This is a genomic window from Janthinobacterium sp. 75, from assembly GCF_004365495.1.
Lineage (GTDB): Bacteria > Pseudomonadota > Gammaproteobacteria > Burkholderiales > Burkholderiaceae_D > Janthinobacterium.
Window position 1 is genome coordinate 2764775 of the sequence record NZ_SORD01000001.1, and the last position, 13689, is coordinate 2778463.

General features: G+C 62.6%; 14 protein-coding genes. 6 read left to right on the plus strand and 8 right to left on the minus strand.

The window, feature by feature from the left end; genetic code table 11:
- The first annotated feature begins 91 nt into the window (after positions 1-91).
- Positions 92-712, plus strand: coding sequence for a TetR/AcrR family transcriptional regulator (locus tag C8C89_RS12605; protein ID WP_101482080.1), 621 nt, complete (start codon positions 92-94; stop codon positions 710-712).
- Here the strand turns inward: C8C89_RS12605 and C8C89_RS12610 are convergent, their stop codons facing one another.
- Positions 713-1069: an MmcQ/YjbR family DNA-binding protein gene (locus tag C8C89_RS12610; RefSeq protein WP_243857992.1), complete on the minus strand. Its 357-nt coding sequence runs from the start codon at positions 1067-1069 to the stop codon at positions 713-715.
- A gap of 504 nt (positions 1070-1573) precedes the next feature.
- On the opposite strand from C8C89_RS12610, the gene C8C89_RS12615 reads away from it, so the two are divergent.
- Positions 1574-2023: a CCXG family PEP-CTERM protein gene (locus C8C89_RS12615; RefSeq protein WP_133990156.1), complete on the plus strand. Its 450-nt coding sequence runs from the start codon at positions 1574-1576 to the stop codon at positions 2021-2023.
- Positions 2024-2110: 87 nt separating this feature from the next.
- Here the strand turns inward: C8C89_RS12615 and C8C89_RS12620 are convergent, their stop codons facing one another.
- The 5 genes from C8C89_RS12620 to C8C89_RS12640 form a co-directional block, all read right to left on the minus strand.
- Positions 2111-3091 (minus strand): FHA domain-containing protein, encoded by a 981-nt coding sequence (locus C8C89_RS12620; RefSeq protein ID WP_133990158.1) that lies wholly within the window; start codon positions 3089-3091, stop codon positions 2111-2113.
- Positions 3088-4491, minus strand: coding sequence for a serine protease (locus C8C89_RS12625; protein WP_133990160.1), 1404 nt, complete (start codon positions 4489-4491; stop codon positions 3088-3090). The genes C8C89_RS12620 and C8C89_RS12625 overlap by 4 nt, the downstream gene beginning before the upstream one ends.
- 74 nt (positions 4492-4565) lie before the next feature.
- On the minus strand, positions 4566-5219 hold the full coding sequence (ribA, locus tag C8C89_RS12630) for a GTP cyclohydrolase II (RefSeq protein ID WP_133990162.1): 654 nt from the start codon (positions 5217-5219) through the stop codon (positions 4566-4568).
- A gap of 159 nt (positions 5220-5378) precedes the next feature.
- A complete protein-coding gene (locus C8C89_RS12635; protein WP_101484640.1) occupies positions 5379-5780 on the minus strand; it encodes a DoxX family protein in 402 nt (133 codons plus the stop codon).
- A gap of 30 nt (positions 5781-5810) precedes the next feature.
- Complete coding sequence (locus tag C8C89_RS12640; protein ID WP_101482075.1) at positions 5811-6512, minus strand: pirin family protein; 702 nt, start codon at positions 6510-6512, stop codon at positions 5811-5813.
- Positions 6513-6679: 167 nt separating this feature from the next.
- On the opposite strand from C8C89_RS12640, the gene C8C89_RS12645 reads away from it, so the two are divergent.
- Both C8C89_RS12645 and C8C89_RS12650 read left to right on the plus strand, forming a co-directional pair.
- Positions 6680-7603, plus strand: a complete 924-nt coding sequence (locus tag C8C89_RS12645) for a LysR family transcriptional regulator (protein ID WP_101482074.1) — start codon at positions 6680-6682, stop codon at positions 7601-7603.
- A gap of 213 nt (positions 7604-7816) precedes the next feature.
- Complete coding sequence (locus C8C89_RS12650; protein WP_101482073.1) at positions 7817-9976, plus strand: EAL domain-containing protein; 2160 nt, start codon at positions 7817-7819, stop codon at positions 9974-9976.
- On the opposite strand, the gene C8C89_RS12655 is transcribed toward C8C89_RS12650, so the two are convergent.
- A complete protein-coding gene (locus tag C8C89_RS12655) occupies positions 9973-10902 on the minus strand; it encodes a LysR family transcriptional regulator (protein ID WP_243857993.1) in 930 nt (309 codons plus the stop codon). The two genes, C8C89_RS12650 and C8C89_RS12655, sit on opposite strands and share 4 nt — an antisense overlap.
- 85 nt (positions 10903-10987) lie before the next feature.
- On the opposite strand from C8C89_RS12655, the gene C8C89_RS12660 reads away from it, so the two are divergent.
- Positions 10988-12211, plus strand: coding sequence for an MFS transporter (locus C8C89_RS12660; RefSeq protein WP_180338502.1), 1224 nt, complete (start codon positions 10988-10990; stop codon positions 12209-12211).
- A 9-nt stretch (positions 12212-12220) separates the two neighbouring features.
- Here the strand turns inward: C8C89_RS12660 and C8C89_RS12665 are convergent, their stop codons facing one another.
- On the minus strand, positions 12221-13108 hold the full coding sequence (locus C8C89_RS12665; protein ID WP_133990164.1) for a DMT family transporter: 888 nt from the start codon (positions 13106-13108) through the stop codon (positions 12221-12223).
- 77 nt (positions 13109-13185) lie between these two features.
- Between C8C89_RS12665 and C8C89_RS12670 the strand changes: the two genes are divergently transcribed.
- Positions 13186-13674: an Lrp/AsnC family transcriptional regulator gene (locus C8C89_RS12670; RefSeq protein ID WP_133990166.1), complete on the plus strand. Its 489-nt coding sequence runs from the start codon at positions 13186-13188 to the stop codon at positions 13672-13674.
- Positions 13675-13689 lie beyond the last annotated feature (15 nt).

The following is a 13689-nucleotide window of genomic DNA, read 5'->3' on the forward strand; positions in this document are numbered from 1 at the left end:
AGGGAGTCCTGAAAAGCCGAGAGGTTTTTAACCGGTCGGTATATAATCAGGCCAGGCAGACATTGTTGTCAATAATTTTTTACCGAACGGTATGAAACAAGATAAAAAAGAGCAAGCGGTCAAGGCGAAAACGGGCCGGCCACGCACCTTTGACGCGGACGAAGCGCTCGATTGCGCCATGAAAGTGTTCTGGGAGAAAGGCTATGAAGGCAGTTCCTTGCCGGAATTGACGAAAGCCATGGGCATGAACCGGCCCAGCCTGTACGCCGTTTTCGGCAACAAGGAGCAATTGTTCCACAAGGCGCTGGAGCGCTACAGCGACACGCGCATGCAGTTTTTCGATGCTGCGCTGGAACAGCCGACGGCCCGCCAGGTGGTGGAAGCCTTGCTGACGCAGTATGTCGATGCGCAAACCATGCCCGATGGTCCGCACGGCTGCATGGGCGTGAATGCGGCGCTCGCCTGCAGCGACGATGCCTTGCCGATCCGCGATGAATTGTTTGCGCGCCGTCTGCGCGGTGAAATCAAATTGCGCGACCGCTTGCGGCGCGCCAAGGAAGAGGGGGATTTGCCGCCCGATTCCTGCCCCGAGCAGCAGGCGCGCTTTGTCGTGACCCTGTCGCAGGGCATGGCCATTCAGGCGGCGGCGGGCGTATCGCGCGAGCAATTGCAGCAGATGGTGGGCTTGCTGTTGCGCAATTGGCCGCTGTAACTACCCTGTCGGGGCGATGGTCTTGGCCAGGTCGCTGGGCGCCTTGCGCCGCCAGGCGGCCGTCAGGGCGGCGGCTAGCATGTCCAGTTCGGCATCCGCCAGGCATACCGTGATACCGGCCAGCCGCTCGCCCCACCACAGTTTTTCGCAGCCGGACGGCGAGATGACGGTGGCGATATGCGCCGCTTCCGCATCGAGCAGCACGTTGATGTGCTTGTCGTCGGGCAGGGTGGCAAAGATCTTCCCGCCTACGCGGAAGGCTGGACGGTCGTGGTGTTCTTCCTCGGTGGTGTCGGGAAACGACAATGCCAGATAGCGTAGTTCTTCCAGGTTGACCATTTCCTCTTTCTCCCTCATCGGACAGATAACTGCATGACTGCATTTTGCCATGCTGTTTCGTCGCGTGGTGCAGCGGCATGCGAAAAGAAATGCGCAAGATGCGACACTGGCGCGTGCCTTTGTGGTGCTGGTGCGACACCGAGTCAGTCTGCGCGGCGACAGTGCTGCCCGGGCAGCAAGGCTATCCTGGCCGTTTTTGCTGCCTTCAGCGCGATTGTCATAAAAATATTTTACATGGTAAAAAGAAAAATACTTTTCCTCCAGGGAATTTAAGATACAATAGATTCAACGTTTTACCTGACCCGTCAACTGTCTGGCTTTGTCCGGGAACCCGAACCCGTTCCAGGACGCTTGCAGTGCCGCCATGGCATGCCGCAAGCCCGCGAAGCTCTGCGAAAGCCAGGCCCCCGACCGCTCATCCTTGCAATTGCCAGCGCGATGCCGACACGCCTCAATGCAGCGTGTATTCAGCTCAAGCACGCCCGCTGCGCCCGTTGAATACTTACTGACTGGATACTTATCATGGAAAATTTGCCTAAAATCGTCCTGTCCCTGATCGCTGCTGGTGTGTTTGCCCACGCGAACGCCAGCACCATTATCGTCACCACCGATTACTCGAATACTGGCTTGCAAGCTGCCGCTTACCCGTCCGTGGTGAATGCCGGCGCGGCGCTGGACGGCAAGAGCAGCGACCTGTGGTGGGCTGCCAACATTCAAAGCAGCAGCCAGTTCCTCGCCGGTTCTGGCACCATGCCGGCAGGTAATCGTAGCTTGAGTATCGATGGCCTGGAGGGCTGCTGCGATGAAGGCCAGCAAGTCCAGTTAAAGGCGGGTAACAGCGATTTCGCCAGTTTTTCCAGCAGCGGTGACCTGGTGTCGGCTGTGCCGGAACCGAGCACCTACGCCATGCTGCTGACCACCCTGGGCTTACTGGGCTTCACGGCACGCCGCAGGCAGGACGACAAGTTCTAAGCTGGGAGACAGTGCGGGCTTCGCTGCGCACGTAAAAAAGCCCGCCGGTCCGCCAGGACACGGCGGGCTTTTTTTACGTGTGCGTTGTCAGTCGCCGCTGTCCTCGTCTTCCTCTGCCCCCTTGGTCGCCTTGCCCCGCTCGGCATCGACGGCGCGCTGCAGGCTGGCCGCATCGCGGAAGAAAACCTCGGTCGTGTGATCCGGGCTCAGACGCAGTGCCGGCGGGTAGATTGCCGACATGTAGGCCTCGTCGGCCAGGCGACCGCTGATCTGCAGGTTGCTCAGCAAAATCAGGGTCGAGCCGACGATGGCCAGCACGACGGCAACGAGACCGAAGCGGCGCGGGTGCTGGGGTTTGATCGTGCGCAAATGGTAGTAGATCATGACGCATACAATCACGATGAACATATGCCGCCCGTAGCGCGTCAGCACTTCCAGCGACAGCGCATACGCCGCCACATTGCTGCCCAGTTCCCACACTTCCATGGCCAGCAAGCCGCAGCCGATGATGAACAGGTGGCGGCCAAAGCGCGCCACATGGCCGAAAAGGCGGTTCGCCACGGCCCAGATCGACGCCCACACAAGGCCGCCGGCCAGTGCGTAGGCGACGATCATCAGGTAGGAAATCGGGTCGAAGGCTTCCGCGTCGCCCAGCCAGTTGCTGAAGGCGGCCGAGGTGGCGATCATGGCCAGGCCGGCGACGGCGGGGCGCAAGCCTTCCCAGTCGTGCCTGGTGGTATCGCTCAGCTCGGGCGCAACAGGGTGATCGCTGGCGCGCACGCGCAGGCGCGTATGACCGAGGCGCACGATGCTGTTGCCGTTCAAGGCTACTTGCAGTTGCCGCTGGCCCCGGTAAATCACGCCATTCTGGCTGCCCAGGTCGCGCAGCAGCAAGCCTTCCGCGCCATCGTCTTCGATGACGGCGTGGCGGGCGGCCGTATGCGCGTCGTCGAGAATGAAGTCGTTGTCGTAGCCGCGGCCGATGCGGATCGGCAAGGCATCGATGCGCTGGCGCTGCTGCACTTCGCCGTTCTCGGCAAGGATTTCAAGGTAATAGGGCGGCTTCATGGCTTGCGCGTCCCGGTGGCGGAGGGAGCGCGCGACAGCGCTTCGAGGAAGGTACGCGTGACGCGCATGCCGTTTGCGTAAGACACGCCGCGCGCGTCGATGCGGCTTTGCAGGCTCATCAGTGGCTCATCGGTGCTGGCGGCCAGCAGGGCAAAGTCGTACAGGCCGGTAAACTTGCGGTAGGCGCGCACGCACAGGACGGCGCGCAGGGGCAGGGTCTTGTTTTTGACGAACTGTTCGGTGCAATGTGGCCCTGTCAGGTGCACGCTTTTGTAGCTGCCGAAACTTTCATTCTTGAACGAGGCGCTGGCCAGTTCGGAAAAGCGCAGCGCGCCCAGTTCGCTGCTGCGCAGGAATTCGTGGCGCATCGACACTTGCCCCGTCTGCAGTGCGCCGGAAATGAAGATGGCCGATTCCATGGCGCAGCTGGTGTTGTCGAGCATGTAGGGCTTGTCGGACTTCACGTTGGAGCGGCCCCAGCAGCGCATCTGGTCCGATTCGCGCACGGGCACGCGGTACGGGCCCATGGCTTTCAGGCTCAAGGGCGTGTCGAGCAGGCGCGCCAGCATCACTTCCTGATGCGCCAGCAGCTGCGCCGTCACCAGCGGCTTGAAGTCTTTCGGCGCCCTGCCTTGCAGGGCCACCTTGGCCAGCAATTGCTGGGCATAGCGGGCAGGAACGAGAAAACTGACGAGCTCGCCATCGAGGCGTTTCGAGACGTTCACGCCAGCGACATCGCCGCTGGCCGTCACGCTGGGCCCCCCGCTCATACCGGAATTGATCGGCCCCGTAAACATCAGCTGGTCGTAGAAGCTGCGCGTCACGATGCCGTTGTACGAGCCTTCCGAGATGGCGAAGCCCAGGTCCAGCGGATTGCCCATCGAATACAGGTACTGGCCCTGAGTCAGGGGCGCCAGCGATTCCGGCATGTTGAAAAAGCCCGTGCCATGGCGGTTCACGCGCAAGACGGCCAAGTCGTGCAGCACGTCGACAGCCAGCAATTCCACATTGCCGCGCTGGCCGCTGGTGTCGACCCATTCGCCCACGTAGGTATCGGGATCGAGGGCGAATTGCGACACGACGTGATAGTTGCTCACGACCAGGTCGCCCGTGCCGATCAGGAAGCCCGAACCTACCGACGATTGCGTGCGGCCGTTTTTCAGCAGCACGCGCACCTGCAGGATGTCGGCGCGCGCGGCCGTGTACAGCTTTTGTGCGGCGGACGAGGGCGGCGGCAAGGCCGCATGTTCGGTGGCGGCGGGCGCGGCGGTGGCCGGTGGCGGTTTGGCGAGGGGAGTCGAAGCGGTGGTGGCCGCGGCTGGCGCAGGCGCCGGAGCCGCGTGTGCGCCTGCGGCGGCGCACAGGCTGGCCAGCAAGAAGGCGAAGTTAGATAATTTCATGCATCCTTTATGCGTGAGCAGGAGCGGGGCCGGCCCGGTGCGGCAGTGTGCACGCGCTGCGCCAGCCCGGGGAATTACAGGGCGCCGTCTTCCAGTGCTGGCGCCGTTTCCGGCGTCATCATGTGGCCCAGTTTGCTTTGCTTGGTATTCAGGTAATGCTGGTTGAAGGCGTTGCGGTTGACCAGCAGCGGCACCCGCTCGGCCACCGTGATGCCCAGCGCTTCCATGGCGGCAATCTTGCGCGGGTTGTTCGTCATCAAACGCAGGCTGTGGATGCCGAATTGCGAAAACATGGGCTTGCACAGGGTGTAGTTGCGCGCGTCGGCCTTGAAGCCCAGCTGTTCATTCGCCTGCACCGTGTCGGCACCCGCTTCCTGCAGGCGGTAGGCGCGGATCTTGTTGATCAGGCCAATGCCGCGCCCTTCCTGGCGCAGGTACAGCAAAATGCCGCGGCCTTCCTCGGCGATGCGTTTCAAGGCGCCTTCGAGCTGGGCGCCGCAATCGCAGCGCTGGGAAAACAGCACGTCGCCCGTCAGGCACTCGGAATGCACGCGTGCCAGTACAGGTTCGCCGTTGCCGACATCGCCCAGCACCATGGCCAGGTGTTCCTTGCCCGTGGCGTGTTCGACAAAGGCGTGCAGGGTAAACTGGGCCCAAGGCGTCGGCAGTGCGCAGGAAGTCGTGTAATCCAATTCGCCTGTCGCCAGGAGGTCTGCGCCGCTTTGCATGGTTGTGCTCATATAGGTAATGTTCGAAAATGGAGGCGCGCCGTACCACTGCGGTGCCGGCGCGCCCTGTCATCATACCAAAAAGCAGGGGAAACCATTCCCCCTGGCTGAGATTTGAAGGCAGGAATGCCTGGTGATAGCCCTCTAATTGCGGCCGGATCAGGCTTTTGCAAGGCGGCTGGCCTTGCCGAAGCCCCGTTCCACCAGTAACAGCATGCCACCGAAGATGGACAGATTCTTCAGGAAGTTGGTCAGCTGGTCCTGGAAGTGGGCTGCATCGGCGCTCCAGAACGCGTGGAAGATGAGCGTGGTCGGGATCAAAAACAGCGCCAGCGCCAACGCCGCCCAGCGCGCCTGCCAACCCGTGATCAGCAGCAAGCCGCCGCCTACCTCCAGGGCGATCACGCCCACCAGAAGGATGTTCGCCAGCGGCAAGCCCTGGCTGGCCATGTAGCCGGCCACGCCCGCAAAGCCGCCGATTTTCAGCAAGCCCGAAACGAAGAACAGCACGCCAAGGGCGGCACGGCCGAGGGGGAGCAGGATATCCGTATTGTTTTTCATGCTGGTTTCCTTTTTCTTTATATTCATCAATTATTTAGGCAGGTCGAAGAGCAGGAATTCTGCATCTTCAGGCTGGGTAATCGTCACGGCCGCTTCCTGCGTCAGTTTCAATGCGTCGCCCGCTTTCAAGGGCGTGCCATTGACCACCAGGCTGCCGCGGATCAGGTGCACATAGGCTAGGCGGCCTTCGTCCAGCCCATGCTCGGCCTGTTCGCCTTCCTGCAGGATGCTGGCGTAGATGGCAGCATCCTGGTGTATCAGCACGGAACCCTGGCGCCCGTCGCTCGATGCAATCAGGCGCAGCTTGCCCCGTTTGCTTTCCGGCGTGAAGTGTTTCTCTTCATAGCTAGGTGGAATGCCCGTCACGTTTGGCTGGATCCAGATCTGCAGGAAGTGCAAGCCATCCGTGGCAGAATGGTTGAACTCGCTGTGGCGCACGCCGCTGCCGGCACTCATGCGCTGCACGTCGCCGTAGTGCAGTACGGAACCGGTGCCCATGCTGTCCTTGTGTTCGAGCGCGCCGTCGAGCACATACGAAATGATTTCCATGTCGCGGTGGCCGTGCGTGCCGAAGCCCTGGCCGGGCGTGACCCGGTCTTCATTGATCACCAGCAAGGGGCCAAAGCCCATGTGCAGGGGATCGTGGTAGCTGCCGAAGGAAAAGCTGTGGTGGGAATTGAGCCAGCCGTGGTTGGCGGCGCCGCGTTCTTCGCTATGACGAATCTGTAACATGGTGGACTCCGTTTCTATCAGTGAATGTGCGATAATTTCGAAGGACCGTTGCCTGGCGCTACGCCCTGGCTTCTTTTCTGCCCTTCGCTGTACGATGGAGAAAGTATAGGCCGCCCAGTCCAGAAAGAAAAACGGAAAATCTACCGTACTATGATCGAAAAAATCGAATGTTAAGACTGAGCCTGGAAGCCTTGCAAATCGTCGACGCCATCGACCGCCGTGGATCATTCTCGTCGGCCGGCAAGGAGTTGCATAAAGTGCCGTCCACCATTTCCTATACGGTGGCCAAGCTGGAAGACGACCTGGGCGTGCAAGTGTTCCAGCGCAATGGCCCGAAAGTCATGCTGACGGCGGCCGGCCAGGAATTGCTGAAAGAGGGCCGGTATTTATTGAAGGCGGCACAGGACCTCGAGCACCGCGTGCGCAGGGTGGCGTCCGGCTGGGAAACCGAGTTGTCCATCGGCATCGATTCCATGTTTTCCGCCGTGGCCCTGGCCGACGATGTGCGCGCCTTCTATGAGGTAGCGCAACAGACGCGCTTGCGCCTGTCGCAAGATGCCCTGTCGGGCACCTGGGAAGCTTTGCTGGACCGCAGGGTCGACTTGCTGGTGGGCGCGCCCGGCGACGGTCCGGCGGGCGGCGGCTATATCGCGCAGCCGATAGGCATGCTCGATTTCGTTTTTGCCGTGGCGCCCACGCACCCGCTGGCGCAGGTAGCGGAACCTTTGTCGCGCGGCCACCTGCAGCAGCACCGGGCCGTGGTCGTGGCCGACTCGGCGCGCCAGATGGCGCCGCGCACCGTGGGATTGTTGCTGGGACAAGATGCCTTGAGCGTGCCGAACATGCAGGTCAAGTTCGATTACCAGGTGCTGGGGCTGGGTTTTGGCTTCCTGCCGGGGCCGTGCGCGCGCGCCGCCATTGCGCGTGGCTTGCTGGTGGAAAAGGCCGTGGAAGAGCCGAAACCGTCGGAAACGTTTTACCTGGCGTGGCGCGTGGGCGAGGATGGCGCCGCGCTGCGCTGGTGGATGGCGCGCATGCGTGAACCCGATGTGTTTTCCCGTTTGGCGCAGCATCTGCCGGGCCGGGCGTGACACACAGGCACGGCACTCCGGGTCGCAGTGCCGTGCCATTCGGCGCAGGCCTTAAAATGTTGACATATGCCAACATTTTTAAGTTACCATATTCACAGTATTTCGACCGTCTTTCTGCTCCGACTTCCATGCCCCATAGTGGGATTTTGATGATTACACACACCGCAGCGCCCCTGATATGTTCCCCTGACCTGGCATACGCGCGGGGTTGCCATGCTTGAGGCGAAGGTCGCGCTGTGCCTGCGCCTGGCCCAGGACGCCCGTGAACAGGCGGGGCCGCAGCAGGCCGCCACCCTGGCGCGGCTGCAGGACGAGCTGGAGCAGCTGCGCGGCGCCAGCCGGCCCGTGGTGCGCGTGGCCCCGGCCGATGCCTTGCTGGAGATCGATCCTGATGGTTTCCTGATTGGCTGGAACCATGGCGCCGAACAGATGTTCGGCTATTCCGAACTGGAAGCGCTGGGCCAGCACATCTTGTTTTTGTATCCCGAAGACGACGCGGAAGCGAGCGTGCTGGAACTGCATTTCAAGCAGGGCGACGTGGCCACCGATGTGCGCCGGCGCAAGAAGTCGGGCATGGTGACCTGGCTGCGCATGCACCGCCACGTGATCCACGACCAGGCGGGCAAGGCTTGCGGCATGGCCGTGCGCCTGTCGGCCATGAGCGAACCGCTCTCCGACGTGGACAAGGTGAGGTTGCACGCGCGCATCATTGAAGATAGCGAGCAAGCCGTGCTGATCACGGATGCGGAAGAGCGCATCGTCTCCATCAACAGTTCCTTCAGCCGCATCACCGGCTATTCGCCGGCCGAAGCCATCGGCCGCACGCCGGACTTGTTGCGCTCTGGCGTGCACGATCCCGACTTCCGCGCCAAGGTGCGCGCCGCCATGCGGGGGCACGGCTCCTGGCGCGGCGAAATCATCGGCAAGCGCAAGAATGGCGAACTGTTCCCGCAGGACGTCACCATCAGCGTCGTGCGCGACGAATATGGCGAGATCAGCCATGTGTTTTCCCTGTTTTCCGACATCAGCGTGCACAAGGATGCCGAGGCGCGCATGCAGCGCATGGCCAATTACGACAGCCTGACGGGTTTGCCCAACCGCTGCCTGCTGAACCAGCTGGTCGACCAGGGCCTGGCCGAAGCGAAACGGCAAGGGACGCATGGCGCGCTGATGGTCATCGACATCAGCCGTATCGGTTCCATCAGCGACACGCTGGGCCATGAAGTGGGCGACCAGCTGGTGATCGCCATCGGCCAGCTGTTCCGTGGTTCCCTGCGCGACGCCGACATCCTGGCGCGGGTCGACAACAGCAAATTCGTCGTGGCGCTGCTGCATATCGAAAAGCGCGAACATGCGGCGAACGTGGCGCAAAAACTGCTCAACTTGCTCGAAGCACCGATCAATATCGATGCGCACGCGCTGCACGTTGGCGCCAGCATTGGCATTACCGTGTATCCGGAAGACGGCCTGGAAGCGCCGGCCCTGTTCCGCTTTGCCGACGTGGCCGTGGCGAAGGCGGGGCAGAGCATCGAATCGACCTTCCTGTTTTACCGCGAAGACATGAACCGGCGCGCCAAGGAACATTTGCGCCTGGAAAGCGAAATGCGATTGGCGCTGGGCGACAAGGAGCTGGAATTGCATTACCAGCCGAAAGTGAGCCTGGCCAGCGGGCGCATCGTGGGCGCGGAAGCCTTGCTGCGCTGGAAGCATCCGATGCGCGGCATGGTCTCGCCCGGCCTCTTCATTCCCGTGGCCGAGGAAACCAGTTTAATTCTGGAGCTGGGCACCTGGGTGCTGGACGAGGCTTGCCGCCAGATCCGCAACTGGGAAGACCGCGGCCTGGACATGCCGGCCATCGCCGTCAACCTGTCGGCGCGCCAGTTCGATGAACAGTTACCAGCGCGCATAGCGGCCGTGCTGGAACGCTACCAGGTGCGGCCCGACCAGATCATGCTGGAAATCACGGAAAGCCTGTTGATGCGTGGCGCCGACAAGGTGATCGACATCATGAACCAGCTGGTGGCCATGGGTCTGTCGCTGGCGCTGGACGATTTCGGCACCGGTTACTCCAGCCTCGCGTATTTGAAAAAATTCCCCATCAGCACATTGAAAATCGACCGCTCGTTTGTCATCGGCTTGCCCTTCGAGGAAAACGATTGCGCCATCGCCCGCGCCATCGTCACCATGGCGCAGCAGCTGCGCCAGGAAATCGTCGCGGAAGGCGTGGAAACGGCCGAGCAGATGCGCTTCCTGCGCGAACTGGGCTGCGATCAGTTGCAAGGCTATCTGTTCAGTCCGGCCGTGCCGGCGGCGGAATTCGAAGTGATGCTGGGCGATGGCAAGCGCCTGCGCCTGGGCGAGGCCGTCGTTTAAGGCTGGCCCAGCTTGACCTTTTCCAGCAGATAATCGAGCATCACGCGCACGCGGGCCGGCACTTGCAGGCCCGGTCCCACGAAGACGGCGTGCACGAGTTCCGTGTCGCCCGGGTTGCAGTCCTGCAGCACTTCCACCAAGTGACCTTGCGCAATATCGCGCTGCACATGCTGGCGCGAAAAGCGTCCCAGCCCCATGCCGGCCAGCACCAGCTGGCGCATGCTTTCGCCATCGCTGACGCAGGTATTGCCCTGCGGCGCCACCTGCAAGGTTGCTCCGCTCTCCTTGTCGAGGAAGGGCCAGGTTTCGTTCTGGCAGCGGAAATTGAATGCCAGCAGATTGTGCTGTGACAGCTCCTGCAGCGTGCGCGGCAGGCCATGGCGCGCCACGTAGGCGGGCGCGGCGACGACGATCATCGCGTCTTCGCCCAGTTTGCGCGCCACCAGGTTCGATTCCTTCAGCTTGCCCGTGCGGATGGCGATGTCGGTGCGGTCTTCCAGCAAGTCGACAATGGCATCGCTGACGACCACGTCGAGCACGATGTCGGGATAGCGCTGCGCGAACTCGGGCAGGATGGGCAGCAGATGGTGCACGCCGAATGGCACGAAACAATTGATGCGCAAGCGCCCGCGCGGCGCCGCGCCCTGTGATGCCTCGCGCTCGGCGCCATCGATATCGTCGAGGATGCGCTTGCACTGCACGAAGAAGGCGTCGCCTTCGGGTGTGGTGTGCAATTGCCGCGTGCTGCGCTGGAGCAAGCGCGCGCCGAGACGCGCTTCCAGCCGGCTGACCAGTTTGCTGACGGCCGATGGCGTCAGGGCAAGGCGGCGCGCGGCGGCGGAAAAGGCGCCCGTTTCCACCACGGCCACGAACACGGCCATCTCGAACGCGCGGTTGATGTCTTGCCTGGCCATTATTGAATCCATTTCATAAGTGTTTCCATTATGAGAGTCTATATCAAAAGTATTTGTCTCGGTACACTGGCTGGCTTGAACCATTGTTGGAGCCATCATGACCACCGCAAGCCCTGTTTCCACTTCAGCCAGCAAGATGCCGCCCGGCGTGCTGGCGCTGGCCGTCGGCGCCTTTGCCATCGGCGTCACCGAATTCATCGTCGTGGGCATATTGCCCACCATTGCGAAGGATTTGCATATTTCCATCGAATCGGCCGGCTCGCTGGTGAGCCTGTATGCGCTGGCCCTGGCCATTGGTACGCCGCTGCTGGTATTGCTGATGTCGCGCCTGCCGCGCAAGGCTGCCTTGCTGGGCCTGATGAGCGTTTTCCTGGCCGGCAACCTGCTGGCCGCCTTTTCCCACACGTTTGAACTGTTGCTGGCAGGACGGGTTATCACTGCCGTGGCGCACGGCACCTTCTTTGCCATCGGCGCCACCGTGGCCGCCAGCCTGGTGACGAAGGCGCAGGCGGGCAGGGCGATTTCCGTGATGTTTGCGGGCCTGACCCTGGCGATGGTGATCGGCGTGCCCTTCGGCAGTTTCCTTGGCAATTTGATGGGCTGGCGCTTGCCCTTCTTTGCCGTCGTCGTGCTCGCTGCCGTGGGCCTGGGCGCCATGGCGCGCTGGCTGCCGGCCGGCTTGCAGCAGGGCAAGGGTGGCAAGGCCATGACGCAGCTGGCGGCCCTCGGCAGCGGTCCCATCCTGACCATGATGGCCGTGACGACGTTCGGCTTCGGCAGCAGCTTTGCCGCATTCACCTTCATCACGCCCATCCTGACCGATGTCACGGGCTTTTCCGCCACCATGGCCAGCGCCTTGCTGATCGTGTTCGGCATCGCTACCTTTGCTGGCAACCTGGCGGGCGGCTACCTGACGAGCCACCTGGGCTGGCAAAAGGCCTTGCGCCTGATGCTGCTGTTGCTGGCCGCCACGCAAGTGGGCGTGGCGTTGAGCATCAGTTCGCCATGGATGATGACGGTGATGTTGTTTGTCTGGGGCGTGTTCGCCTTCGGCCTGTCGCCCGCCCTGCAGGCCGGCATGCTGGCCACGGCCGAGCGCTATACGCCGCAAGCCGTCGATTTCGCCTCGGGCCTGAACATTTCCGCGTTTAACCTGGGCATTTCCTTCGGCTCCATGCTCGGTGCCTTAATGGTCTCGCGCCAGCTGATGGCGTCGTCGCCGTGGGCCGGCGTGGCTGCCGCCTTGCTCGCCCTGCTGCCGCTGGCCTGGCTGGCGCGCCGCAACCTGGCCGTCCACGTGGCGGGGGCAGCCGGGCATTAAGGGTACGGTTCAGGTATGCACGGCGGCGGCCGGCGCCCGTTTCTGGCGCTGCGCCATATAGGAACTGCCCATGGAGGCGGCCATGATCATGGCGATGGCCAGCCATTGCGGTGCATCCAGCCGTTCATCGAGCAGGATGAAGGCCAGCATGGCGGCGACGGCCGGTTCCATGCTGCTCATGATGCCGAAGGCCTGCGGTGTCAGCCGCTTCAGGGCCACCATTTCCAGCGAGATCGGTATCGCGCTGGAAATCAAGGCCACTCCCAGGCCCGCGCCCAGCACGACGGGCGAGAGCAGGGCGGCGCCGCTGTGCGCCACGCCCACAGGCACCACCACCAGCGCTGCCATGGCCAGGCCCAGGGCGACGGAATGGCCCGCGTGCAAATGGCTGGCGCGCTTGCCGAAGATAATATAGGTGGCCCAGCAGACGGCGGCCCCCAAGGCGAACAGCACGCCTGTGGGATCGAGCTTGCTGACGTCGTGGCCGAGCGGCAGCAGCAGCGCCAGTCCCGCCACGGCCAAGGCCACCCAGACGAAGTCGAGCGGGCGGCGCGAGGCCAGCAGCGCGACGGCCAGCGGGCCGGAAAACTCGATCGCCACGGCGATGCCGAAGGGGATCGTGCGCAGGGCCATATAGAAACACAGGTTCGTCAAGCCCAGCGCCTCGCCGTAGAGGGCCACCGTGCGCAGGTCGGCGCGGCTCAGCTGCCAGCGCCACGGACGCCAGAACAGTAGTAGAAGCAAGGCGGAGAAGCCCACGCGTACGGCCGTCGTGCCCTGTGCACCCACCAGTGGGAACAGGCTGTGCTTGGCCCATGAAGTGCCCAGTCCCAGGCAGGTGACGGAGCCGAGGATGGCTAGCAGGGGAATCAGGGAGGAATAGCGGCGTAATGGCATGGGGATAAAAGGCTTGATATCGGAATAGCGAAAGTTTATTGTGTCTGCTCCGATATTTGCACTGCATTTTGACCTCCATGACGCAACTTTCGCTCACGCCTTCCCTTGCCCTCGATGCCTTCGACCTGGCGATCCTGGATATTTTGCAGCGCGATAACACGACCTCGCAGCGCGAAATCGCCCAGACCGTGCACCTGTCCGCACCGGCCGTGCAGCGGCGCATCCGACGCCTGCGCGAGAGCGGCGTGATCCGCAACGAGGTGGCCGTGCTCGACGCGAGCCGCCTGGGCCGCCCCCTGATCTTGACGGTGGAAGTGCATTTGCACGACGAGCACCCGCAGCGCACGGCGGGCATGCGCGCGCGCATCATGGCCGAGCCTGCCATACAGCAGTGCTACGGCATCACGGGCGAGGCCGATTACCTGCTGATCATTACCGCCAGCAGCATGGCCGAATACGAGGCGCTGACGGAGCGTTTGTTCGGCGGCGACGACAATATCCGGCGCTACCGCACCTCGGTGGCACTGACCTGCCTCAAGATGGGCTTGCACGTTCCGCTGGGATAAGGGAAAGGCCAGACA

Excerpts from the sequence above, each read along its gene's own strand:
- C8C89_RS12665 (WP_133990164.1), bottom strand. The coding sequence starts at position 13,108 with ATGCCATTACGCCGCTATTCCTCCCTGATTCCCCTGCTAGCCATCCTC.
- C8C89_RS12650 (WP_101482073.1), top strand. The coding sequence starts at position 7,817 with ATGCTTGAGGCGAAGGTCGCGCTGTGCCTGCGCCTGGCCCAGGACGCC.
- ribA (WP_133990162.1), bottom strand. The coding sequence starts at position 5,219 with ATGCAAAGCGGCGCAGACCTCCTGGCGACAGGCGAATTGGATTACACG.
- C8C89_RS12625 (WP_133990160.1), bottom strand. The coding sequence starts at position 4,491 with ATGAAATTATCTAACTTCGCCTTCTTGCTGGCCAGCCTGTGCGCCGCC.
- C8C89_RS12635 (WP_101484640.1), bottom strand. The coding sequence starts at position 5,780 with ATGAAAAACAATACGGATATCCTGCTCCCCCTCGGCCGTGCCGCCCTT.
- C8C89_RS12670 (WP_133990166.1), top strand. The coding sequence starts at position 13,186 with ATGACGCAACTTTCGCTCACGCCTTCCCTTGCCCTCGATGCCTTCGAC.
- C8C89_RS12645 (WP_101482074.1), top strand. The coding sequence starts at position 6,680 with ATGTTAAGACTGAGCCTGGAAGCCTTGCAAATCGTCGACGCCATCGAC.
- C8C89_RS12615 (WP_133990156.1), top strand. The coding sequence starts at position 1,574 with ATGGAAAATTTGCCTAAAATCGTCCTGTCCCTGATCGCTGCTGGTGTG.
- C8C89_RS12605 (WP_101482080.1), top strand. The coding sequence starts at position 92 with ATGAAACAAGATAAAAAAGAGCAAGCGGTCAAGGCGAAAACGGGCCGG.
- C8C89_RS12655 (WP_243857993.1), bottom strand. The coding sequence starts at position 10,902 with ATGGATTCAATAATGGCCAGGCAAGACATCAACCGCGCGTTCGAGATG.
- C8C89_RS12640 (WP_101482075.1), bottom strand. The coding sequence starts at position 6,512 with ATGTTACAGATTCGTCATAGCGAAGAACGCGGCGCCGCCAACCACGGC.
- C8C89_RS12660 (WP_180338502.1), top strand. The coding sequence starts at position 10,988 with ATGACCACCGCAAGCCCTGTTTCCACTTCAGCCAGCAAGATGCCGCCC.
- C8C89_RS12620 (WP_133990158.1), bottom strand. The coding sequence starts at position 3,091 with ATGAAGCCGCCCTATTACCTTGAAATCCTTGCCGAGAACGGCGAAGTG.
- C8C89_RS12610 (WP_243857992.1), bottom strand. The coding sequence starts at position 1,069 with ATGAGGGAGAAAGAGGAAATGGTCAACCTGGAAGAACTACGCTATCTG.